This window comes from Pseudonocardia endophytica (genome assembly GCF_004339565.1).
Taxonomy (GTDB): Bacteria; Actinomycetota; Actinomycetes; order Mycobacteriales; family Pseudonocardiaceae; genus Pseudonocardia; species Pseudonocardia endophytica.
In genome coordinates, this window is record NZ_SMFZ01000001.1 from 1560020 (window position 1) to 1581548 (window position 21529).

Annotated in this window: 20 protein-coding genes; 7 read left to right on the plus strand and 13 right to left on the minus strand. The window is 73.2% G+C overall.

What is annotated here, in order from left to right:
- Positions 1 to 33: 33 nt before the first annotated feature.
- The gene (locus EV378_RS06930) at positions 34 to 1230 is read right to left on the minus strand and encodes a glycoside hydrolase family 16 protein (protein WP_132421910.1); all 1197 of its coding nucleotides are present in this window, start codon (positions 1228 to 1230) and stop codon (positions 34 to 36) included.
- Positions 1231 to 1442: 212 nt separating this feature from the next.
- Between EV378_RS06930 and EV378_RS06935 the strand changes: the two genes are divergently transcribed.
- The gene (locus EV378_RS06935) at positions 1443 to 1868 is read left to right on the plus strand and encodes a cupin domain-containing protein (RefSeq protein ID WP_132421912.1); all 426 of its coding nucleotides are present in this window, start codon (positions 1443 to 1445) and stop codon (positions 1866 to 1868) included.
- Positions 1869 to 1879: 11 nt separating this feature from the next.
- Here EV378_RS06935 and EV378_RS06940 read toward each other — a convergent pair whose 3' ends face one another.
- The 4 genes from EV378_RS06940 to EV378_RS06955 form a co-directional block, all read right to left on the minus strand.
- The gene (locus EV378_RS06940) at positions 1880 to 2446 is read right to left on the minus strand and encodes a TetR/AcrR family transcriptional regulator (RefSeq protein WP_132421914.1); all 567 of its coding nucleotides are present in this window, start codon (positions 2444 to 2446) and stop codon (positions 1880 to 1882) included.
- 73 nt (positions 2447 to 2519) lie between these two features.
- Positions 2520 to 3086 carry a TetR/AcrR family transcriptional regulator gene (locus EV378_RS06945; RefSeq protein WP_132421916.1) on the minus strand — a complete coding sequence of 189 codons (567 nt, stop codon included), beginning with the start codon at positions 3084 to 3086 and terminating at the stop codon, positions 2520 to 2522.
- Positions 3087 to 3161: 75 nt separating this feature from the next.
- Positions 3162 to 4187, minus strand: a complete 1026-nt coding sequence (locus EV378_RS06950) for a PHP domain-containing protein (protein WP_132421918.1) — start codon at positions 4185 to 4187, stop codon at positions 3162 to 3164.
- Between the two features lie 88 nt (positions 4188 to 4275).
- Positions 4276 to 5892, minus strand: a complete 1617-nt coding sequence (locus EV378_RS06955; protein WP_132421920.1) for a CYTH and CHAD domain-containing protein — start codon at positions 5890 to 5892, stop codon at positions 4276 to 4278.
- A 165-nt stretch (positions 5893 to 6057) separates the two neighbouring features.
- Here EV378_RS06955 and EV378_RS06960 point away from each other — a divergent pair, with 165 nt between their 5' ends.
- Positions 6058 to 6975 carry an IS5 family transposase gene (locus tag EV378_RS06960; RefSeq protein ID WP_132421777.1) on the plus strand — a complete coding sequence of 306 codons (918 nt, stop codon included), beginning with the start codon at positions 6058 to 6060 and terminating at the stop codon, positions 6973 to 6975.
- 175 nt (positions 6976 to 7150) lie between these two features.
- On the opposite strand, the gene EV378_RS06965 is transcribed toward EV378_RS06960, so the two are convergent.
- Complete coding sequence (locus EV378_RS06965) at positions 7151 to 8620, minus strand: AMP-binding protein (RefSeq protein WP_424511209.1); 1470 nt, start codon at positions 8618 to 8620, stop codon at positions 7151 to 7153.
- A gap of 90 nt (positions 8621 to 8710) precedes the next feature.
- Here EV378_RS06965 and EV378_RS06970 point away from each other — a divergent pair, with 90 nt between their 5' ends.
- Both EV378_RS06970 and EV378_RS06975 read left to right on the plus strand, forming a co-directional pair.
- Positions 8711 to 9439, plus strand: coding sequence for a helix-turn-helix domain-containing protein (locus tag EV378_RS06970; RefSeq protein ID WP_243653325.1), 729 nt, complete (start codon positions 8711 to 8713; stop codon positions 9437 to 9439).
- Positions 9440 to 9450: 11 nt separating this feature from the next.
- On the plus strand, positions 9451 to 10026 hold the full coding sequence (locus EV378_RS06975) for a dihydrofolate reductase family protein (protein WP_132421922.1): 576 nt from the start codon (positions 9451 to 9453) through the stop codon (positions 10024 to 10026).
- A gap of 6 nt (positions 10027 to 10032) precedes the next feature.
- On the opposite strand, the gene EV378_RS06980 is transcribed toward EV378_RS06975, so the two are convergent.
- The 4 genes from EV378_RS06980 to EV378_RS06995 form a co-directional block, all read right to left on the minus strand.
- Positions 10033 to 11553, minus strand: coding sequence for an FAD-binding oxidoreductase (locus EV378_RS06980; protein ID WP_243653326.1), 1521 nt, complete (start codon positions 11551 to 11553; stop codon positions 10033 to 10035).
- A gap of 313 nt (positions 11554 to 11866) precedes the next feature.
- The gene (locus EV378_RS06985) at positions 11867 to 12868 is read right to left on the minus strand and encodes an NAD(P)/FAD-dependent oxidoreductase (RefSeq protein ID WP_424511210.1); all 1002 of its coding nucleotides are present in this window, start codon (positions 12866 to 12868) and stop codon (positions 11867 to 11869) included.
- Between the two features lie 991 nt (positions 12869 to 13859).
- Entirely contained in the window at positions 13860 to 14807 is a 948-nt protein-coding gene (locus EV378_RS06990; RefSeq protein ID WP_132421926.1) for an o-succinylbenzoate synthase, read from the minus strand.
- Positions 14808 to 14821: 14 nt separating this feature from the next.
- Positions 14822 to 16279, minus strand: coding sequence for a flavin-containing monooxygenase (locus tag EV378_RS06995; protein WP_132421928.1), 1458 nt, complete (start codon positions 16277 to 16279; stop codon positions 14822 to 14824).
- 69 nt (positions 16280 to 16348) lie between these two features.
- On the opposite strand from EV378_RS06995, the gene EV378_RS07000 reads away from it, so the two are divergent.
- Positions 16349 to 16948, plus strand: coding sequence for a TetR/AcrR family transcriptional regulator (locus EV378_RS07000; RefSeq protein ID WP_132421930.1), 600 nt, complete (start codon positions 16349 to 16351; stop codon positions 16946 to 16948).
- Here the strand turns inward: EV378_RS07000 and EV378_RS07005 are convergent.
- Genes EV378_RS07005 through EV378_RS07015 form a run of 3 tightly spaced genes read right to left on the minus strand, consistent with a single transcriptional unit; the run spans position 16945 to position 19636 of the window.
- A complete protein-coding gene (locus EV378_RS07005) occupies positions 16945 to 17964 on the minus strand; it encodes a pyridoxal-phosphate dependent enzyme (RefSeq protein ID WP_132421932.1) in 1020 nt (339 codons plus the stop codon). The genes EV378_RS07000 and EV378_RS07005 overlap by 4 nt on opposite strands.
- Positions 17901 to 18827 (minus strand): GHMP family kinase ATP-binding protein, encoded by a 927-nt coding sequence (locus EV378_RS07010; RefSeq protein ID WP_132421934.1) that lies wholly within the window; start codon positions 18825 to 18827, stop codon positions 17901 to 17903. The genes EV378_RS07005 and EV378_RS07010 overlap by 64 nt, the downstream gene beginning before the upstream one ends.
- Positions 18824 to 19636, minus strand: a complete 813-nt coding sequence (locus EV378_RS07015) for a Rossmann-like domain-containing protein (protein WP_165922174.1) — start codon at positions 19634 to 19636, stop codon at positions 18824 to 18826. The genes EV378_RS07010 and EV378_RS07015 overlap by 4 nt, the downstream gene beginning before the upstream one ends.
- A 94-nt stretch (positions 19637 to 19730) precedes the next feature.
- Here EV378_RS07015 and EV378_RS07020 point away from each other — a divergent pair, with 94 nt between their 5' ends.
- Entirely contained in the window at positions 19731 to 20750 is a 1020-nt protein-coding gene (locus EV378_RS07020) for a FecCD family ABC transporter permease (protein ID WP_132421938.1), read from the plus strand.
- Positions 20750 to 21520: an ABC transporter ATP-binding protein gene (locus EV378_RS07025; protein WP_132421940.1), complete on the plus strand. Its 771-nt coding sequence runs from the start codon at positions 20750 to 20752 to the stop codon at positions 21518 to 21520. The genes EV378_RS07020 and EV378_RS07025 overlap by 1 nt, the downstream gene beginning before the upstream one ends.
- Positions 21521 to 21529 lie beyond the last annotated feature (9 nt).

Here is a 21529-nt window from a genome sequence, read left to right on the forward strand (position 1 = left end):
CTTTTCGCGTTCCGCCGCCCACGGTCTGGGGGGTCAGCCGGTCGTCGACGGGTGCAGGGTCCGTGTCCGCGGACCGGCGACGGTCCCCGCGGGCTCGGCACCCGACGGGTGCAGCAGCCGCGGGCGTCCGGCGGTCAGGTCGCCGGAGGGCGCGACGGCGGAGCCCTCGGAGCCGGAACCGGCCTGGTCACCGGAGCCGCCGTCGTCGTCCTGGTCGGACCGGTCGGGCTTGTCCTGATCGGACTGATCGGACTGATCCTGATCGGACTGATCCTGATCGGACTGGTCGGACTGGTCGGGCTCGTCGCCTGCGCCCGCGGGCGGCGCCGCCCCGTCGAGCTTGCGTGGCGCGCGGTCCGGGTAGTCCTTCGGCTGCCCGGTCGCGGGCGCACCCGGCGCGAGCGAGAGCTCCGCCGGCTTGCTCTCCGGCAACGCCCACTGCCGCGCCCAGTCCATGTGCATGGCCGACGGGCCGCCCGCGTTGCCGAAGTAGTCCAGCTGCATGGTCATGTTCATCGCGCCGGGCGGGAAGTGGTCGGTGTCGGTGGACGAGTACCACTCCTTGCCGTTCACGTACGCGGTCATCTTGTCCGGCGTCCACTCCAGCGCCCACGCCGACCACTCGGTGGCGTCGTGCTTCACCGAGCCGTACTCCTGCTGGTTGTCCGCGCCGTAGTGCAGGAAGAAGCTCGTCTCCTGCCGGTCGTCGGACATGTTCTCCATCCAGTCGATCTCACCGCCGACCGGGAAGTTCTCCTCGACGGGCCAGAGCAGCAACAGCGCGTTCAGCCCGCCGCTCCCCTCGTCCGCGCGGACGCAGGCCTCCCACCGGCCGTACTGCTGGCCGGGGTGCCAGCTGACCGCGCCCGTCGTGCCGTCCTGCGAGCCGTTGATCGACATCGCGCCGCCCGCGACGGTCACGGCGTCCGGCGTGCGGGTGCCGTTCTTCGCGTGGCCGGGCTCCGGGCCGTAGGGGTGCCAGTCCGGTGGGACCGTGGAGCCCTCGAAGTCGGACTCGCGGGTCGGCGTGCCCCAGTCGAGGGTCTTCGCCGCGGTCTGCGAGCACTTGCCGTCCGACGCAGCGGGCGGTTCCGGAGCCGGCGGTTCGGGTGCGGCGGGAGCGGAGGCGCCCGCCGCGGGCACCGCTGCCACGGCCGTCGACGCCGTCCCGATCGCCGTGCCGGCCGCGACGGCCACCGCGACCGGTACGGCCACCAGTGCGGTTCGCATCCGTCTGGAGCACCTGCGCACGATCCGTCCCTCCCGTCACTTCCGTCTCAGTACGGCACTCATTTCACCGCAGATCGTGAGCGACGCTAGCCCGTCCACCCGTTCGAGGTGCCCTCGTTCGTGCACCGTTCGCGATCGCAACGCCACGATCCGTCACCGTGCGTGCGCGACCCGCGGTGACAGCCGGTGACCGTCCGGGCGACACTGGACGCGTGTCCCGACCCGAACTCGCGGCAGCGTTGGACCTGGCCGCCCACCCCGAGGGCGGCTGGTACCGCCGGACCTGGACGTCCCCGGTCAGCGTCGCCACCGCACACGGTCCGCGACCGACGGCGACCGCGATCCTCTATCTGCTCGACGGACCGTCACGGTGGCATCGGGTCCGTTCGGAGGAGCTGTGGATGTGGCACGCCGGTTCGCCGGTCGCGCTCGCGGACGGCGGTGACGGCGACGACACCGACGATCCGGCCGACGTACCGCCCGCGACGCTCGGCCCGCCGGACGACACCGGGGCACTGCCCCAGCTCCGGATCCCGGCCGGGAACTGGCAGCGCGCGACGCTCCTCGGCCCGGAGCCGGCGCTCGTCACGTGCGTGGTCTCACCGGGGTTCGACTTCGCGGACTTCGAGATGCGCTGAGCGGCTCGGGCTCAGGCCGAGTTCAGGCACTCCTCGAACAGCCGGCTGCCCAGCTCGAGCATCATCTCCCGGTCCACGTCGGTGTCCGGGTCGAGCCAGGCGAGCGTGATCTCGGTCAGCCCACCGAGAGCGAAGTGCGCGGCGAAGCGCGTCTCGCGCGGATCGGCGCTGCTGCGGGTCGCCTGGGACGCGGCGACGGCCGCGAACCCCCGGTACGAGCTGCGACGACGGGTCCGCAGTATCGGCGAGCCGATCGCCTCCACCATCACGGCGATGTGCCGCGGGTCGTCCTCGAGACACCGGAGGTAGGCCTTCATCGCCTCGCGCCACCGGCTCCTGCCGTCCTCGGCCGACTCCAGCGCGACGAGCACCTCGGAGGCCCGCACGTCGGTGCTCGCGTCGAAGACCTCGCAGAGGAGGTCGTCGTCCTTCGGGAACTCGTCGGAGAAGTCCTTCTCCTCGAGACCGGCGAGGGCACACGCGGTCGAGAGGCTGACCGCGCGCCAGCCGTGGTCCGCCCACAGCTGCAGCGACACGTCCAGCAGCGTCTCCCGTGCGTCGACCCCCACCGACTCCATGACGCGAGGATGGCACGACGGCTTCCTGCCGGACGGTCGTTCCTGCCCGACTTCCCGAATAGTGATGACGCGGTCAACCGCCGGCCATCACGAGCTCGAACAACATGCTCGCCTCGCTGACGACGATGTCGCGATCGACGTCGGTGGACGGGTCCATCCAGGCCAGCGTCAGCTCGGTCAGCCCACCGATGCAGAAGTGGGCGGCCGCGGAGTGGGCCCGCGGCTCCGGGCTGCTGCGGGTCGACTGGGACACCATCACGGCGGCGAACCCGCGGTAGGAGCTGCGCCGCCGTGCCTGCAGCTCCGGGGACCCGACGGCCTGAACGAGCACGACGGCGTGCCTCGGGTCGTCCTCCAACAGCGTCACGAACGACTCGATCGACGCGCGCCAGCGGCTCACCCCGTCGGCTGCTCCGTCCATGGCCTCGATCGCGGCCGCGCCGCGTTCCTCGCTGCTGTCGTCGAAGATCGTGCAGAGCAGCTCGATGTCGGTCGGGAACTCCTCGCGGAACTCGTCCGGGTCGACGTCGGCCGTCGCGGCCGCTCCGGTCACCGTGACGGTGTTCCAGCCGTGGTCGGACCACTGCTGCAGTGCCGCGTCGAGGAGCCGGTCCCGCGGGTCGGGGCTGTCGCGGTACACCGGGCAACCCTGGCACGAACCGGGTAGTAGTAGGCCGAATGGCCTAAGCGTTTCCCTGTTTCTGATGATGCTTTCTCAGCGGGCGAGGAGTGCGTCGACGGGCCGGGTGTTGCGGACGCGGGCGGCGGGCACGCCACACTCGGCCGCGCGGGTGCAACCGTGATCGAGCCAGTCCATCTGGCCCGGTGCGTGCGCGTCGGTGTCGATGGAGAACTCGCACCCGGCCTCGACGGCGAGGCGCAGCAGCCGCTTCGGCGGGTCGAGACGTTCCGGCCGCGAGTTGATCTCGACGGCGACGCCGTGCTCCGCGCACGCGTCGAAGATCCGCCGGGCGTCGAACTCGGACTCGGGGCGCTTGCGCCTACCGGTGACCATCCGGCCGGTGCAGTGCCCGAGCACGTCGACGTGCGGGTTCGCGATCGCCGTGAGCATCCGCTCGGTCATCTCGTCGTGCGGCATCCGCAGCTTGGAGTGCACGCTCGCGACGACGAGGTCGAGCTCGCCGAGCAGGTCCGGGTCCTGGTCCAGCGCGCCGTCGTCGAGGATGTCGACCTCGATGCCGGTGAGCACCCGGAACGTCGAGCCGTGCTCGGACAGCTGCGTGTTCAGGTCCGCGACCTGACGGAGCTGCGCCCGCAGCCTCTCCGCGGACAGTCCGTTGGCGACGGTCAGGCGCGGCGAGTGGTCGGTGACCACCAGGTACTCGTGGCCGAGCGTGATCGCGGTCTCGGCCATCTCGTGCAACGGCGAGCCGCCGTCCGAGGCGTCGGTGTGCGTGTGGCAGTCCCCGCGCAGCGCGGAGCGCAGGTCGTCCGCGGCCTCGTCCAGCGGCGTGCCCTCGGTCGCTTCCAGGCGTCGCAGGTACACCGGGACCTCGCCGTCCAGCGACTCCGCGACGCAGCGGGCGGTCACCTCGCCGACGCCGCGCAGCTTCGCGAGCTCCCCGGACGTGCGCAGGTGCGCGATCTCGTCCGGGTCCTTGCCCCGCAACGCGGCGGCGGCGGTGCGGAACGCCCGTACCCGGTAGGTCGACTCGTGCGCGCGCTCCAGCAGGAACGCGATCCGCCGCAGATCGGCCACCGGGTCGCGAGGGTCCGTCACGCCGTCGAGCCTACGACCCCGCGAACGAGGGGCACCGTCGAGCAATGACGCTGCCCGAACGGCACCCTCGTTCGCCCGGAGGCGGGCCCTACGACATCCAGCGCCGGTGCTTGCGCGCCCCGATCCTGCCCCACGTCTCCGGCAGGCGCTCCTCGATCTCGCGGGCGTGCACCTCGTCGCGGCCGTGCAGGATGCCGAACGTGTAACCGTTCTGGTTCTCGGCACCGGCCTGGGCGCCCAGCTCCCGCAGTGCGTGCCGGGCGACGACGGTGTCCTGGTGGGCACCGAGCTCGTCCTGCAGCTCCTTGAGACGCTTGCGGAACGCGTTCGCCTGCTTGCCGATCCTGCCGCCGACCGGCCGGACCACCTCGACGCTGTAGCGCACCTGCTTGCCGGTCTTGCGGGCACGGTGGATCGCCTCGTCGGCGTCCTCCCCGTGGGACAGCACCTCGACAGCGGCGTCCATCCGCTTGGCGAGCCTGCGAGCCGTCCTGCCGGCCAGCGCCGGGAGCACCTTCTCGGCCTTCTTCGTCGCGGCTCCGGACAGCGGCGGGTCGACGAGGAAGCGCTGCAGTCCGGCACGCAACGCCTCGTAGCGCTCGCCGTCGATGACCTCGAGGGTGGACGCGCGGGCCTCGGCCCGCCGGCGTGCGAAGTGCCGCGTGACCTGGGCCTGGACCGGTCCGAGCCGCTGCTCCTCCGGGAGCGCGTGCAGGGCGCCGGTGATCCGCTCCTCGAGCACCTCGGCGTCCCGGTCGTCGGCCAGCGCGCGGCCCAGCCACCGCAGCTCGGCGACGAGGTGGTCGGTGCGCGGGTCGTCGACGAGCGGGCGGTACGTCCGCAGCGCGCTGCGGATCCGGCGGGCGGCGACGCGCAGCTGGTGCACGGCGTCCGGCTCGTCGGTGCGCAGGTCCTGCTCACGGGCGGCGAGCCGGTCGACCTGGGTCCCGACGTAGGTCAGCAGGACCGTCGCGGCCGAGCCGCGCTTGCCGGTCCAGCGCGGGGCGGCGGGCGGGGACAGCTCGGCGAGCATCCGGCCCAGCGCGGCCTCGGCGTCGTGCGGGGCGGGGGTCAGGCCCGTCTCGCGCACCCGCTCGTCGATGGCGCGCAGCAGGTCCGGGCCGGTTCCGACGCCGGCCTGCACCTCGGCCTCCGACCAGTTCTCGACGGTGGTGGACTCACCGAGCGTGGAGACCTGGACCTCGTCACGGGCGATCGTGGCGACCTCGCGGCCGCCGTCGCCGATCAGCCGGGTGGTGCCGCGCACGACCTTGATCCGGCCGACGGGCGCGACGGGCCGGCCGCGGCGCACGCCGCGGATCAGCGCGTCGATCTCCTCGGGGATCTGGTCGGGGTCGACGCCCTCGACGTCCGGAGCGGCCACCGGGACGCGCAGCTGCTCGTCCGGACGGCTGTCCGGCAGGCGCAGCTCCCAGTGCGCGGAGTCGGACAGGCGCACGACGGCGAGCACGATGCCCGCGCCGGCCAGCCGCAGGTCGGCGGTGTCGAAACGCTCGTGCTCGAGCACGTCCTGGTCGCCCTCCTCCGCGACCTCGACGTGGTCCACGCCGTCCAGACCGGTCAGCCGCGGGGCGCCGGGGTGTGCCGGGCCGCGGTACGTCGTGCCGGTGTTCTCGTCGGTGTCGGGAGCACGCGCCTCGTGGGCGCGTCCGTTCGTCGCTGGGGTCTGAGCTGCGTTCGTCACCGGATCGGGTTCCCGCTCCCACCCGGGTCTATCCGGGTCCATTCGGGCTAGAGCGTGTTTATGAAGTCGATCTTTGGTTTCGGAGTCGCGTGTCGGTGACCTGAGACAGGTGAGGTCTCCGGTAGATGGATCAACGACCAAGAAGACCATCCACCCGGAGACCTCGTGGGGACCGTACCCGCGGGCGGACGCAAGGACCTCACCGACGCGCAGTGGCGGCTGCTGGAGCCGTTGTTGCCGCCGGTGAGCGCGCTCGGGCGACCCCCGATCTGGACCCGCCGCCAGCTGATCGACGGGATCTGCTGGCGGATCCGCACCGGCGCCCCATGGCGCGACGTGCCTGAACGCTACGGCTCCTGGCAGTCGGTGTACGGGCTGTTCCGTCGCTGGCAGCGCGACCAGACCTGGGCCGGGGTGTGGGCGGCGCTGCAGCGGCTCGCCGACGGTCTCGGGCTGATCACCTGGGACCTGTCGGTCGACTCCACGATCGCGCGAGCCCACCAGCACGCTGCCGGCGCCCGCCGACAACCCGAGCTCCAGCGGGAGCCGCCCGGCGGACACGGCGCCCCCGAACCCGACGATCATGGACTCGGACGCTCCCGTGGCGGCCTGTCCACGAAGATCCATCTCGCCTGTGAACAAGGCCGCAAAGCACTCTCGCTGATCGTGACGGCTGGTCAGGCCGGGGACAGCCCGCAGTTCGGCCCGGTGCTCGACCGGGTCCGGGTCGCCCGCTTCGGGCCCGGCCGTCCGCGGGTGCGCCCGGATCGGGTGCTGGCCGACAAGGCCTACAGCTCCCGGGCCAACCGGGCCTACCTACGACGACGCGGGATCGCCGCCACCATCCCCGAACCCGCCGACCAGATCGGGCACCGCCAGCGCCGCGGCAGCCGAGGAGGCCGTCCACCGATGTTCTGCGCCGAGACCTACAAGCAGCGCCACGCCGTCGAGTGCGGCATCAACCAGCTCAAACAACACCGCGCCGTCGCCAGCCGCTACGACAAACTCGCCGTCCGCTACGAAGCCACGGTCCACATCGCCACCATCAACACCTGGCTCCGCGACTTATCAAACAGGCTCTAGTGCCGCATCGCGAAACGTCCGGCACCGATCTCGGAGGCCCAGGCGCGCGCAGGCGGCGTTGCCGCCCTTGCGAAGACGCCCGGTATGAGCTGCGGGCGGCGCCTTGCCTGCGAACGCCTGGATCCGCCGATTCCGGCACCGACGTTGCGCGACACGGCACTCGGTTTCCCGGCGGTCAGCTCAGCTTCTTCTTCTGTACCTTGCCCATGTCGTTGCGCGGCAACGACTCCCGGTACCGGATCTCGCGCGGTCGCTTGTGTGCGGCGAGCAGGTGCGTGACGTGGTCGACGAGCTCGCGGTCCTCCGGGCGCTCCCCGGGAGCCGGCACGACGTAGGCGACGACCCGCTCCCCCAGGTCGTCGTCGGCCTCCCCGACGACGGCGACCTCGGCCACCGCCGGGTGCTCCAGCAGCGCGTTCTCGATCTCCCCCGCGCCGATCTTGTAGCCGCCGGACTTGATCAGGTCGGTGGCCTTGCGGCCGACGAGCGCCAGCAGGCCGGTGCCCGTCCAGCGGCCGATGTCGCCGGTGGCGTACCACCCGTCGTCGGTGGTCGTCTCCGCCGTGGCCTGCGGGAGGTTCAGGTAGCCGGAGAACAGTCCCGGCCCGCGGACCTCGACCGAGCCGAGGTCGTCGCCCGCTCCCTCGACCGCCTCGTCCTGCTCGACCGGGAGCGGGGCCAGCCGCACCTCGGTGCCGGGCAACGGTTTCCCGACGGTGCCCACCTCCGGCTCGGTGTCCGCCCGGGCGGCGGTGAGGATCAGCGTCTCGGTCAGCCCGTAGCGCTCGCGCACCGAGTGACCGGTCAGGCGGGAGATCCGCTCGTGGTCGACGGCGGTCAGCGCGGCCGAGCCGGACACGAGCAGCCGCGCGCGCCCGACCGAGGCGGCGGCGTCCGCATCGGACTCCAGGTCCGCCGCCAGCCGGTGGTACTGGGTCGGGACGCCGAAGACCATCGTCGCTCCACCGTCGACGGCGGCGGCGAGCGCGGCGCCGCTCAGCGCGCCGAGGTGGTGCAGGGAACCGCCGCGGCGCAACGGACCCAGCGTCCCGAGCACCAGCCCGTGCACGTGGAACAGCGGCAGCGCGTGGGCGAGCAGGTCGTCACCGGTCCAGGCCCAGGCGTCGGCCAGAGCGTCCAGGTTGGACGCGATCGCGCGCCGGGACAGCACGGCGCCCTTCGGTGCCCCGGTGGTCCCGGACGTGTAGACGACGAGTGCGGGCGACTCCGGATCCGGCTCGTCGGTCACCGGGTCGCCGGGTGTGGTGTCCGACGGGTCGACGTCGATCCGCTCCAGCTCGTCCACGGCGGGCGGCAGCGTGACCCCTGGCGCGACGAGCACCGCCTCCGGCGCCGAGTCGGAGAGCACGTGCTCCAGCTCGCGCTCACCGAGCTTGGCGTTCACCGGGACGACCGGTACGCCCGCACGCAGCCCGGCGACCACGCCGACGGCCGTGGCCAGCGACGGCGTCGCCCACACCGCGACCCGCGACCGGCCCCGGATCCGCCCGGCCAGCCGATCCGCGACGGCGGCCAGCTCGCCGTAGGTGACCGCGCGGTCCCCGTCGGCCTCCGTGAAGCGGTAGGCCGGGACGGCGGCGTGCCCCGGGTCGGACAGGGCCGGGAACAGGGGGCCGGACGGCAACGGTGCCTCCTCGGGTGTGGTGCAGATGCGTCCCGATCCTCGCACCGCATCGGGCCGGGGGCAGGCGTGACGTCGGCTACCGTGGCGCGGGTGGACGGCACGGACCCACGGCGGATCCTGAACCTGGCCGACCGGCCGTCGGACTCGCCGTACGTCGAGCGGGTGTGGAGCAGCGTCGCGGGCGGCGGGCCGATGACGTCCGTGGCCTGTACGCACCGCGAGCTCGTCGTCTCCGAGGAGCGTGGCGGGGTGCGCGTCGACCTGCGCGGCCCGGAGACCGTGCCGACGCCCGTCGAGGTCCCGGCCGGGCACACGGCCTTCGGGATCGTCCTGACCCACGGCACGTCGATGCCTCATCTGCCGTCGACCGGCCTCGTCGACGGCTCGGTGCAGCTCCGGGTGTCGTCGCGCGGCTTCGTCCTGGCCGGCGAGGAGTGGGAGGTGCCGCACCCCGACGCGGCCGAGCAGTTCGTCGCCCGCCTGGTCCGGGCCGGGATGCTCGTGCGCGACCCGCTGGTCGACGACGTCCTGGCCGGCGCCACCGCGCGGGTCGGCGCGCGGACCGTCGAACGACGGGTGCGGGCCGCGACGGGCCTGTCCCGCGGGACCGTCCGGCAGATCGACCGGGCCCGGGAGGCCGTGACGCTGCTGGCGGCGGACGTCGCGCCGCTCGACGTCGTCGCCCACCTCGGCTACCACGACCATCCGCACCTGGCCCGCTCTCTGACGCGCTTCATCGGGCACACCGCGTCCTGGCTGCGGGCGCCGGACGCCGCGCTGTCGCTCCTGTACAAGGACGACGATCGGGCACGGCTCTAGGCTCCAAGCCCATGCCCCGCACCCTGATCACCACCGCGTTCATCTCCCTCGACGGCGTCGTCGACTCCCCCGGCGGCGAGCCCGACCACCGCTCGACGGGCTGGACGTTCACCGACATCCCGCAGGACGACGCGTCCTACGAGATGAAGGGCTCCGAGCAGGACGAGGCCACCGCGATGATGATGGGCCGCGTCAGCTACCAGGCGTTCTCGCCGGTCTGGCCGGACATGGACTTCTTCGCCGGGTACAACGCGATGCCGAAGTTCGTCGTCTCGTCCACGTTGTCCGAGTCCGATCTGGTCACGAACTGGGGCGAGACGACGATCCTGCGCAGCCTCGACGACGTCGCCGCGGTCAAGGAGACCGACGGCGGACCGATCATCATCCATGGCAGCGCCGCGCTGAACCGGAACCTCTCGGACGCCGGCCTGATCGACCGCTACCACCTGCTCGTCTTCCCGCTCCTGCTCGGCGCCGGCAAGCGGCTGTTCAGCGACACCGACAAGGACAAGCAGATGCTGCGACTGGTCGACAGCCGCACCTACTCGAACGGGCTGCAGAAGCAGGTCTTCGACGTCGTGCGCTGACTCCGGCTATCCCAGGGCCTTCCCGGGGTTCAGGATCCCGTCCGGGTCCAGGGCGTCCTTGATGCTGCGCTGCAACGCCATCACGCCCGGACCCAGCTCGCGGGCCATCCCGTCGCGCTTGAGCAGCCCGACGCCGTGCTCCCCGCTGACCGTGCCACCGAGATCGACGGCGGTCTCGATGATCTCGTCGAACGCCGCCTTCGTCCGCTTGCGCGCCTCGTCGTCGCCGTGCGGCGTGAGCATCAGCGGGTGCAGGTTCCCGTCGCCGGCGTGCGCGACGGTCGCGATCCGGACGCCGCGGGTCCGGCCGATCTCCTCGATCCGCCCGAGCATCTCGGCCATCCGCGCGCGGGGCAGGCACACGTCCTCGGTCAGCATGCCCATGCCGAGCTGTTCGAGCGCCGGGTAGGCCATCCGCCGCGCGGCGAACAGCGCGTCCGCCTCGGTCGGGTCGGTGGAGGCCATCGCCTCGGTCGCGCCGTGCCGCTCGAACGTCGCCAGGATCGCGTCCGCCTCGGCCTCGGCGGCAGGCTCCGGCAGGTCCGTCTGGGCCAGCAGCAGCGCCGCGGCGTTCTCCGGCAGGCCGGCCTTCTTCCACGCGTTCACCGCGTGCAGGCACTCGCGGTCGACGAGCTCGAACACGGCGGGCTGCAGTCCCTGCTCGGTGACGGCGGCGACGGCGGCACCGCAGTCCGCGAGCGAGTCGAAGAACCCGACGACGGTGCGCGGCGCGGCCGGGCGGGCCGGGCGCAGCTTCACCGTGATCTCGGTGATGATCCCGAGCGTGCCCTCGGAGCCGACGAGCAGTCCGGCCAGGTCGTAGCCGACGACGCCCTTCGCCGTCCGTCGCCCGACGCGCAGGATCTCCCCGCTCGCCGTGACGACCTCGAGCGCGAGCACGTAGTCGCGGGTCACGCCGTACTTCACGCAGCACAGCCCGCCGGCGTTCGTGGCGACGTTCCCGCCGATCGTCGACCACGGGGCGCTGGCCGGGTCCGGCGGGTACCAGAGGTTCTGTGCGGCGCAGGCCTCCCGGAGCTCGTCGTTGACGACGCCGGGCTGCACGACGGCGAGCCGTTCCGTCGGGTTGATCTCCAGGATCTCCCGCATCCGCTCCAGGCTCAGCAGCACGCACCCGTCGACGGCGTTCGCCCCGCCGGACAGTCCGGTGCCCGCCCCGCGCGCGACGACCGGGACCCGGTGCCGCGCACAGGCCGCGACGACCGCGGCCACCTCGTCGGTGCTGCGCGCCCGCACGACGCACAGCGGGCTGCCGTACTCGGCCCACTCGGCCTCGTCGTGCACGTAGGGCGCGACGGTGTCCGGGTCGGTCAGCAGCCGGTCGGTACCGCCGTCCCGCCCGCCCAGGGCCGCGACGAGCTCGTCCAGCACGGCCTTCCCGGCGGCGTCCGGAGCATGCGCGTCCAACTCGGCGGGTGCGGTGGAGCCGCCGAACGGGCGCTCCTCGTCCGGTCCAGCAGGCTTGTCCGGCGCGATCCGGGCGGACGGTACGACGGTCTCGGCCATGCGGCGACGGTAATCCCGGTCCGTCCGACGGGCCACCGTCGCCGATTCCCGGCCCTCCGCGCAGGCCTCGCCGACATGTCGCAGGCCGTGTGGAGCCTGCGAGGACGGACGACCTGCTGCGAGGTGAGGCCGTGTCGGCGAGTCCGGGGACGTGGCCGGCGCATCTCAGCCGGCTGCCCGGCGCATCCGTGCCCCGTCCGGCGCATCCGTGTCCGGCCGTCCGGCGTCGGAGCCACGAGCGGTCACCTCGCAGGACGTCCCAGCAGGTCACAGAGCATGCAGGGCCTGCGAGGACGGGCGATACGTTGGGGGGTCAGCTCGTCAGGGCGCGGGCCACGTGCAGGCCGGACAGGTACGCGGTCTGGACGCGCGAGCGGCCCCAGCCGTCGCCCGCCAGGCCGATGCCGTCGTCGCCCAGGTGGAAGGTGGCCTCCCGGGACGCGGCCGGTGCCGCGAACCGCCAGCGGTGCACATGCGTCCACTCCGGCACGTCCGGAACGCCGAGCAGCCTCGCGACGGCGTCGACCATCTCCGGCACCGCGGCCTGCGGCTCGCCGTCGTGGGCCCGCGCGACGTCACCGGTCGAGTGCGCGACGAGCACCGGCGCGCCGTCACCGCGGCGTGACCCGTCGTCGGCGACCAGCGACAGTACCGGATGGTCGTTGACGAACGCGGCGGGCAGCTCCGGCCAGGTGCGCCTCGGGTACCCGGCGGTCAGTGCGAGCACCGGGTTCCATTCGCGGCCGGCCACCGCCGTGGCGGCGGACGACGACGGGTCCAGGATCCGCTCCGCCTGCGGGTCCGGCATCGCGACGACGACGGCGTCCGCCTCGTCGCCGTCCACCCGCGGTCCGGGCCCGACCCGCTCCACCGTCCGGCCTTTCTCGACGTCCAGCCCGAGGGCCATGTCCTCGACCAGGCTCCCGAGCCCGTCGGGTGCAGCCCAGCGCATCGGGCCGCTGCTCGGCTCGTCGCGCTGCTCGCCGTCGAACACCGACAGCAGGTCGGTCCACGGGCGGGCAAGCCCGGCGGCCGACCAGCGTGCGACCTGGTCCTCGAAGTCCGGGTCGGACACCGTGAAGTAGGCGGCACCGATGTCGGCCGGCCGCCCCTCGTGGCGATGTACGGCCAGCCGCCCGCCGACGGTGTGCGACCGCTCCAGCACGCGGACGTCGACACCCCGTGCGGCCAGCTCCCGCGCGCACGCCACCCCGGCGATCCCGGCTCCCACGACGATCACCCGCACGCCGTCGACCGTAGAGCCGCGCGGCCCGGCCCGCTCCCACGGCTCGGCGACCCACCACGGCGCCCCCACGACCCGTCCGCTCCCACGGCTCGGCGACCCACCATGGCGTGCCCACGGGCCAGCCGCTCCCCACCGCTCGGCGACCCACCATGGCGCGCCCACGGGCCAGCCGCTCCCCACCGCTCGGCGACCCACCATGGCGCGCCCACGGGCCAGCCGCTCCCCACCGCTCGGCGACCCACCATGGCGCGCCCACGGGCCAGCCGCTCCCCACGACTGCGCCTCGCCATCCCGTGATCAGCAGAACCGGCCGGATCGCGCCATTGGTGGCACGTCCCGGCCACTTCCGCCGATCATGGCCGGCCGGACGCGAGTGAGATGGTCGGATCGGTCATGACCCGGGCGCTACACAGGACCGGCCCGACCGGCCCGACCATGATCGCCAGGATCGGTCCGAACGCCCCACTGATGGCGCGCTGCCGCCACTCCCGCCGATCATGGGCCTCCTGGCGCGCACCACGGCCCACATGATCGGCAGAACCGGTCGAGACACGCCCCCGGTGGCGCGTTGCTGCCACTCCCGCCGAGGATGGGTCAGCCCGGGACACCCGACCCACTACCTTGATCAGCAGAATCGGCTGGAACGCGCCACTGATGGCGCGCTGCTGCCACTCCCGCCGATCATGGGCCTCCTGGCGCGCACCACGGCCCGCATGATCGGCAGAACCGGTCGAGACACGCCGCTCATGGCGTGCTGCCGCCACTTCCGCCGATCATGGATCCGGCGAGGACGCGGAGCCGAGCTGACGGCAGGATCGATCGGAACGCGCCATTGATGGCGCGCTACCGATACTCCCACCGATCATGGGCCACTTGGCGCGCACCACAGCCTCGTGATCGGCGGAATCGGTCGGAGCGCGCCACCCATGGCGCACCACTGCCACTCCCGCCGATCATGACCCGCCGGACGCGCACCACAGCCCGCATGATCGGCAGAACCGGTCGAGACACGCCACTGGTGGCACGCCGCTGCCACTTCCGCCGATCTTGGCGGAACGGGTCAGGGCAGGAGGGCGCTCACGCGGTCCAGGCGGTCGTGCCACCAGAGGGCGCGGACGGGATCGGCGGCGAGGGCGTCGCGGCGGACCGGGTCAGGCGCTCGTCGGGGCACCGGCAGGACGCCGTCGACCGCGACGAACGCCTCCTCCGGCGCGACGACGTCGTCGGTCAGCAGCGACGCCGTCCCCAGACCGCAGGCGAACGGCAGTTCCGGCAGCGCACCGGCCAGGGCCAGTCCGGCCGCCATGCCGACGCCGGTCTCCAGCGCAGAGGACACCACCACCGGGAGACCGCAGGCGTCGGCGATCTCCAGCGCGCGTCGCACCCCTCCGAGGGGGGCCACCTTCAGCACGGCCACGTCCGCGGCACCGGCGAGCGCCACGCGCAGCGGGTCGTCGGCCCGGCGGATCGACTCGTCGGCCGCGATCCGCACGTCCACCCGGCGCCGGACCCGAGCCAGCTCGTCGACGGTCCGGCAGGGCTGCTCGACGTACTCGAGCCCGCCCGCCGACCGCTCCAGCATCGTGATCGCGTGCACCGCCTCCTCGACGGTCCACGCGCCGTTGGCGTCCACCCGGACCGCGCCGGACGGTCCGAGAGCGCCGCGCACCGCCTCGACCCTGGCGAGGTCGGCGGGCAGCGAACCGGGCATGTCCGCCACCTTCACCTTCGCGGCGGCACACCCCGAGTCACGCACGATCCGGAACGCCTGCTCCGGGTCGACGGCCGGCACGGTGCAGTTGACCGGCACGGAACCACGCACCGGCTCCGGCCACCCCGACTCCGCCGCCTCCCTGGCCGAGGAGAGCCACGGGACGGACTCCGCGTCGTCGTACTCGGTGAACGGGCAGAACTCGCCCCAGCCCGCAGGACCCTCGATCAGCACGCCCTCGCGGACGGTGATGCCGCGGAACCGGGTGGTCGTCGGGATCGCGTACGGGAAGGGCATCCGCGAGAAGCTACTCAGGCGATGAGCTCGTGGTGCGACGGGTCGACCCGGCGCGTACGCCGGCGGAACGTGAAGGTGTATCCGGGCCAGAGTGTCCGGTTTCGTCCGTGTTCGTCGAGGTACCAGCTGCCGCAACCGCCCCGGCTCCAGACCGCTTTGTCCAGTTTAGACTGGATATCGTCGTTGAACGCGTCCTGCGACTCCTGTCGGGTGTCGATCGCGACGGCCCGGTTCGCGTCGACCGTCCGCATCGCGTCGAGCACGTAGTTCACCTGCGACTCGATCATGTAGACCATCGAGCTGTGCCCGAGACCGGTGTTCGGCCCGACGAGCGTGAACAGGTTCGGGAAGCCCGCGACCGTCGTGCCGAGCAGCGCCTGCGAGCCGTCGCGCCAGGCGTCGGTGAGCTTGACCCCGTCGCGGCCGGTGACGGCCATCCGGCTCATCCCGTCGCCGACCCGGAACCCGGTGCCGAAGACGATGACGTCGACCTCGTGCTCGACCCCGTCGTCGGTGACCACGCCGCGCTCGGTGATCCGCGTGATCCCGCCGGTCTCGACGGCGACGTTGTCCCGGCGCAGGGCCGGGTAGTAGTCGTTGGACATCAGGATGCGCTTGCACCCCATGGTGAACGTCGGCGTGACCTTCTCGCGCAGCTCCGCGTCACCGGCGAACGTGGTGCGGAGGTAGGCACGCCCGAGCCGCTCGGCGGCCTTCATCAGGGGCGGGTGCATGAACCCCGCGACGAGCGCCTCGTGCCGCCAGTACAGCGACGACCGGTACGCCGCCCGCACGCCTGGCACGTGCCGGAACAGGCGGCGGGTGCGCTCGCGGATCGGTTTGTCCGGCTTCGGCAGCACCCACGGCGCGGTGCGCTGGAACAGCGTCAGCGACGCGACCTCCGGCGCGATGGCGGGCACGAACTGGATCGCGCTCGCCCCGGTGCCGATCACGGCGACCCGCTTGCCGGCCAGGTCGAGGGAGTGGTCCCACTGCGCGGAGTGGAAGGCCGGCCCGGCGAACCGGTCCAGACCCTCGATCTCCGGGACGGACGGCTCGTGCAGCGCGCCGGTCCCGAACACGACGTAGCGGGCCCGGATCGTCGTGCCGTCGGCCAGGCGGACGTCCCAGCCGCCGTCGTTCCACTCGGCGCCGTCGACCGTCGCATCGAAACGGATCCGGTCGCGCAGCGCGTAGCGGTCGGCGACGTCCTCCAGATAGGACCGGATCTCCGACTGGCGGGCGAACGTGCGCGTCCACTCCGGATTCGGGGCGAACGAGAACGAGTACAGGTGGGACTCGACGTCGCAGGCACAGCCCGGATAGACGTTGTCCCGCCAGGTGCCGCCGAGCGACGACCCCTTCTCCAGGATCACCCAGTCCCGGCGGCCGTCGGCGTCCAGCGCGACCGCGGCGCCGAGCCCGGCGAAGCCGCTCCCGACGATGACCGTGTCCACCTGCTGCGTGCTCATCCACCCTCCCCAGATGGTGTTACCGCCGGTAACTTACCACGAGTAACCACCGACGGATAGGGTGTCGCGGTGTCCACCAGCCCCGCCCGCAAGAGGGTCGGCCGCGCCGAGCGCGAGCAGCAGATCCTCGACGCGGCCGTGGACGTGTTCTCCAGCCGCGGCTACGCGGGCGCCTCGATGGACACGGTCGCCGAACGCGTCGGCGTGACGAAGCCGGTGCTGTACACGCACTTCGGGTCCAAGGAGGGCCTGCTGCTGGCCTGCATCGGCCGTGCACGGGCCGAGCTGCTGGACGCCACCGCGACGGCGGCGGCCGCGGCGACGACCCCGGAGGACATGCTGCGCCGGGGCACGAGGGCGTTCTTCGACTACCTCGACGCGCGGGCGCCCGCCTGGACGCTGCTCTACTCCGAGGCGGGCGTGGCCGCCCAGGCACTGGAGGAGGTCCGGACCCAGCAGACCGACTTCATCGCGAGCCTGCTCGGCGCCCAGGCACCGGACACCGACCCGGCCCGGCTGACCGGGTGGGCACAGGTGATCGTCGGCGCGTGCGAGCGGCTGGCCGTGTGGCGCGGACAGCTCGACCCGGCGCGGCGTGTGTCGGCCGAGCAGGCCACCGAGTTCCTGATGGATCTCGTCTGGACCGGGCTCGCGCGAGATCCGTCCTAGGTGGACGCGAGGGTTGGCGCCGGCGCCCCCGCCCACTCCATCCGCGACCACGGCAACGCGAGCTCGCCGGTGTGCCGCACCGGAACCGGCTCGAGCTCGTCCAGCGGCGTCGCCTCTCCGTGCCGGGCGAACACGGAGTGCAGGTAGCGGTGGCCGGTGTCCGCGGCGACCACCACGACGGTGCGCGACGGGTCGTGGGCACGCTCCCAGCGCGCCGCCAGGTAGGCGGCGCCGCTCGAGAGACCGGCGAACACGGCGTGCCGCCGCATCAGGTCGACGCTCCCGGACAGCGCCGCGGTGAACCCGGTCCAGTGCACGCTGTCGTAGCCGCCGTGGTCGACGTTCCCGAACGGGATGGAGGAGCCGATCCCGGCAATGATGATCTCCGGGTCGTGCACGTGCTCGCTGCCGAACGTGACGCTGCCGAACGGCTGCACCCCGGCCAGCCGGGTCCGCTCCCCCGGCGGCTCGCCCGCCCGCAGGAACCGGCCCAGCGCTCCGGTCGACGCCCCGGACCCGACGCCGCCGACCACGGTCAGCGGCACCGGCCCGGCGGCGGACCGGATCGCGTCGGCGACCGGGCGGTACCCGAGGTAGTGCACGTCGTCGTGGTACTGGCGCATCCAGTGCAGGCGCGGGTCGGCCTCGAGCAGCTCCCGGATGCGCGCGACCCGGCGGCTCTGGTCCAGCTTCAGGTCCGACGACGGCGGCATCCGTTCCAGCGTCGCGCCGAGCAGTTCCAGCTGCACGCGCACCGCCTCGTCGACGGTCGTCGACCCGACGATGTGGCAGCGCATCCCGTGCCGGTGGCAGGCCAGCGCCAGCGCGTAGGCGTAGATCCCGCTCGAGGAGTCCAGCAGCGTGTCCCCCGGCGCGACGGCGCCGTCCGCCAGCAGCCGGCGTACCGCGGCGTCCGCCGAGAGCACCTTCATCGTCTCGAAGCGCAGGCAGATCAGCCGGTCGTCGAGACGGACCAGGTCCGGTCGTCCGACGGCGTCGGCGACGTGTGCGTCCACGGTCGTCCTCCGATGGCGAAGAGTCGGGTGGGTGGCAGGCCGTGTGCCCGCAGCGCCGCAGCGGCGCGGTGGGGGCCGGACAGGGGACCGGCCGCGTCGAACAGCAGCCCGGCGACGTTGCCGCTGTGTGCGATCTGCACCCCGACGGCGCCGGTCGCTGCCGCGACGGAGCGCAGGCGCTCCACGTCGGGGCCCGGCCGTGCGCGGAGCGCGCTCGCCGTCGCCACCCGGCCGAGCAGATCCGAATCTCCGGTGACGACGGCGCGTCGCAGCCGTCCGCGCAGGTCCGCGTAGAACGCCACCTCAGAGGGCGACGGCCGGGGCGGGCGGGCCAGAGGTGTGTCCACCGGCCGTCCGCTCTCCAGCAGGCAACCGAGCACGCGCAGCGGCGGCAGCGCGGCGCCGAGGTCCTCGAGCACGTCGCCGTCGCGGTGTGCGAACAGGCGTGGGCGGTCGTCGAACATCAGCGGGTCGCTCGCCGCCTCGGCCCCGACCGCGATCCGCGCGATCGTCCGCGGTGACGGCACCACTCCGCAGGTGTCGGCGACGGCCCGGACGGTCGCGACGACGTCGGCCGTCGACGACCCCATGCCGAGCCCGGCCGGCACGCCACCGTCCAGGACGAGGTCACCACCCGGCGCCCCGACGGCCTCGGCGGCCAGCCGGGCGGCCCGGTCCGCCTTGGACCGGTCCGGCGGCGAGACGGTGATCCCGCGGCCCCCCGGCGTGAACGTCGCGCGCACGGCGCACCCGGGCAACGGCAGCGTGACGAGGCCGGGACGCGCGACGTCGGCGGCGTCGGTGAACCAGCCCTGGAGCAACTCGCCGTGGTGGGCTCCGCAGCTCCCGGTCCCGGTTCTCACGACCGGTACCGGTACAGCGCCGTCGGCTCGGCACTGAACTGGGAGAACGGGAACGGCTCGGCGGACAGTGCGTCCACACCGGACCCGAGGAACGCGCGGGCGACGGCCGCGCCGGTCTGCGCGTAGACGGTGAGCGGGACGCCGCGGTCGCGGCAGCGGTCCACGATGGCGTCGAACGTCCCGTTGGCCAACGTCATCCCGGTCGCGACGACGGCGTCGGCGGCGTCGATCACCTCGGCCGCGTCCCGTGCGACCACGTCGCCCCAGTGCGTCGTGCGCAGGTCCAGGTCGCATGGCAGGCACTCGGCCCCGCGGTCCCGGATGGCCGCGACCAGCGGGTTCACCACACCGATCAGCGCCACCCTGGCCCCCGGCCGCACGTCGAGAAGTCCCGCGACGGCCGCGTCCCGGGCCACCGCACGCTCCTCCGGCGTGCCGTCCGGCAGCAGCACGCGCTCCGGTACCGGGTCGTCGCGGAACGGACGGACGGCGGCGAGGTAGGCGTCCAGCGCCGCGATCCGCAGCGGCTCGCACTCGTCACGCAACAGCACCTCCACCGGGCTCCCGGACGCGTCGCACCACCCGTCCGGGTCGGGCGTGTCCGCAGCGACGGACGCCGCCCCGAACGCACGCCCGACCCGGACGAGCACGTACCGGTTCCGGTAGGTCGTCGACGAGCCCGCGAGGCGCGTGCCGTGGGTGAGCCGGAAGACGCTCGTCGCGACGAGACCTGCCGGGGACGGTCCGCGGGCCCCGGCGAGCACGTCGTCGACGAGCCCTCGGACGGTGCGGACGGTTCGCTCGATCACGGTCGTAACGGTAAGCATTTTCATTTACTTCGGGCAAGCGTGACGTACAGCTCTGGACGGTCACCGGGGACGGGTGTTACCAATATCGACAATCATGTTCAAGAATCTGGCCACCCCGGTGCTGTGCCTCGCGTTGCTGGGCTCGATCCTGCTCGCGATCGGGCTCGGGCCCGCCGCCGTCCCACCGGCCGGGACGGCGCGGCTGCTCGGCGCGGCCGTGTTCGGCGGCACGATCCGGGCCGACGAGGTGCCGCTCTACGAGATCGTGTGGCAGCTGCGCACGCCGCGGGTGCTGCTGGCGGCACTCGTCGGGGCCGGGCTGGCCGCGGTGGGCGTGGCCGTGCAGGCACTGGTGCGCAACCCGCTGGCCGACCCGTTCGTGCTCGGGGTGTCCTCCGGCGCGTCCGTCGGGGCGGTCGCGGTGCTGGTCACCGGCTCGCTCGCGGCGCTCGGTGTGCACGCGCTCTCGGTCGGGGCGTTCCTCGGTGCTCTGGCGGCGACGGCGCTGGTCGGGCTCGTCGCGCGAGGCGGGTCTCCGCTGCGGCTCGTGCTCACCGGGATCGCGCTGGCCTACGCGTTCCAGGCCGGGATGGCGCTGCTCGTCTACCTCGTACCGCAGGGCGAGTCCACCGCGACGGTGCTGTTCTGGAGCCTCGGCGGGTTCGGCGGCGCGACGTGGGAGTCCCTGCCGGTGGTCGCCGTCGTCGTGGTCGCGGGGGCGGTCGTGCTGTGGCGCAACGCCCGTGACCTCGACGTGCTGGCGCTCGGCGACGAGACGGCCGTCGGGTCCGGTGTGGACGTCCGGGTGCTGCGGCGCAGGCTGTTCGTCCTGACCTCGGTGATGACCGGCGCGATGGTCGCGGTCAGCGGCGCGATCGGGTTCGTCGGGCTGATCGTGCCGCACCTCGTGCGGATGGTCGCCGGTGCGTCGCACTCGGCCGTGCTGGTGATCGCGCCGCTGGTCGGCGCGCTGCTCGCGGTGTGGGTCGACCTGCTGGCGCGCACCGTCGTCGCGCCCCGCGAGCTGCCGATCGGCGTCGTCACGGCACTGGTCGGTGTCCCGGTGTTCCTGGCGCTGGTCCGCCGCCGCGGGTACGTGTTCGGCGGCACGTGATGGACCTGGCGCTCGACGGGCTGACCGTCGCCCTTGACGGACGCGAGGTCGTCCGCGAGTTGAGCCTCGACGTGGCGTCCGGGACGGTCGTGGGCCTGGTCGGACCGAACGGCAGCGGGAAGTCGACGGCGCTGCGCTGCGCCTACCGCGCGCTCGCCCCGGTCCGCGGCACGGTGCGTGTGGACGGTACCGACGTCACCTCGGTGAGCCTGCGCGACGGTGCCCGCCGGCTCGCCGTGATGGCCCAGCACTACGGGTCCGATCTGGACTTCACGGTCCGCGAGGTGGTCGCGCTCGGCCGGGCACCCCACCTGCGCGGCAACCGCAGGCTCGGCCCGCGCGACCACGCGGTCTGCGCGGACGCGATGCGCCGCGTCGGCGTCGACACGCTCGCCGACCGCGGCGTGCTCACGCTGTCCGGTGGCGAGCGCCAGCGCGTGCTGGCCGCCCGCGCGCTCGCCCAGGAGCCCGAGGTGCTGGTGCTCGACGAGCCGACGAACCACCTCGACGTCGCCCACCAGCTCGGCCTGCTGGCCGTGCTGCGGGACAGCGGCGTGACCGTGCTCGTCGTGCTGCACGACCTCAACCTCGCCGCCACCGCGTGCGACCGCATCGGCGTGCTCTCGGACGGCCGGCTGGTCGCGTCCGGGCCGCCCGCCGAGGTGCTGACCACGGACCTCGTCGAGGCCGTGTTCGGCGTGCGCACCCGCGTCGTCGGGCACCCGGACACCGGTGCGCCGCAACTGCTCTACACCCTGCCCCTGCCGTGAGAGGACTCC

Excerpts from the sequence above, each read along its gene's own strand:
- EV378_RS06975 (WP_132421922.1), top strand. The coding sequence starts at position 9,451 with ATGCCCCGCACCCTGATCACCACCGCGTTCATCTCCCTCGACGGCGTC.
- EV378_RS06940 (WP_132421914.1), bottom strand. The coding sequence starts at position 2,446 with ATGGAGTCGGTGGGGGTCGACGCACGGGAGACGCTGCTGGACGTGTCG.
- EV378_RS07020 (WP_132421938.1), top strand. The coding sequence starts at position 19,731 with ATGTTCAAGAATCTGGCCACCCCGGTGCTGTGCCTCGCGTTGCTGGGC.
- EV378_RS06930 (WP_132421910.1), bottom strand. The coding sequence starts at position 1,230 with ATGCGAACCGCACTGGTGGCCGTACCGGTCGCGGTGGCCGTCGCGGCC.
- EV378_RS06980 (WP_243653326.1), bottom strand. The coding sequence starts at position 11,553 with ATGGCCGAGACCGTCGTACCGTCCGCCCGGATCGCGCCGGACAAGCCT.
- EV378_RS07025 (WP_132421940.1), top strand. The coding sequence starts at position 20,750 with ATGGACCTGGCGCTCGACGGGCTGACCGTCGCCCTTGACGGACGCGAG.
- EV378_RS06995 (WP_132421928.1), bottom strand. The coding sequence starts at position 16,279 with ATGAGCACGCAGCAGGTGGACACGGTCATCGTCGGGAGCGGCTTCGCC.
- EV378_RS06990 (WP_132421926.1), bottom strand. The coding sequence starts at position 14,807 with ATGCCCTTCCCGTACGCGATCCCGACGACCACCCGGTTCCGCGGCATC.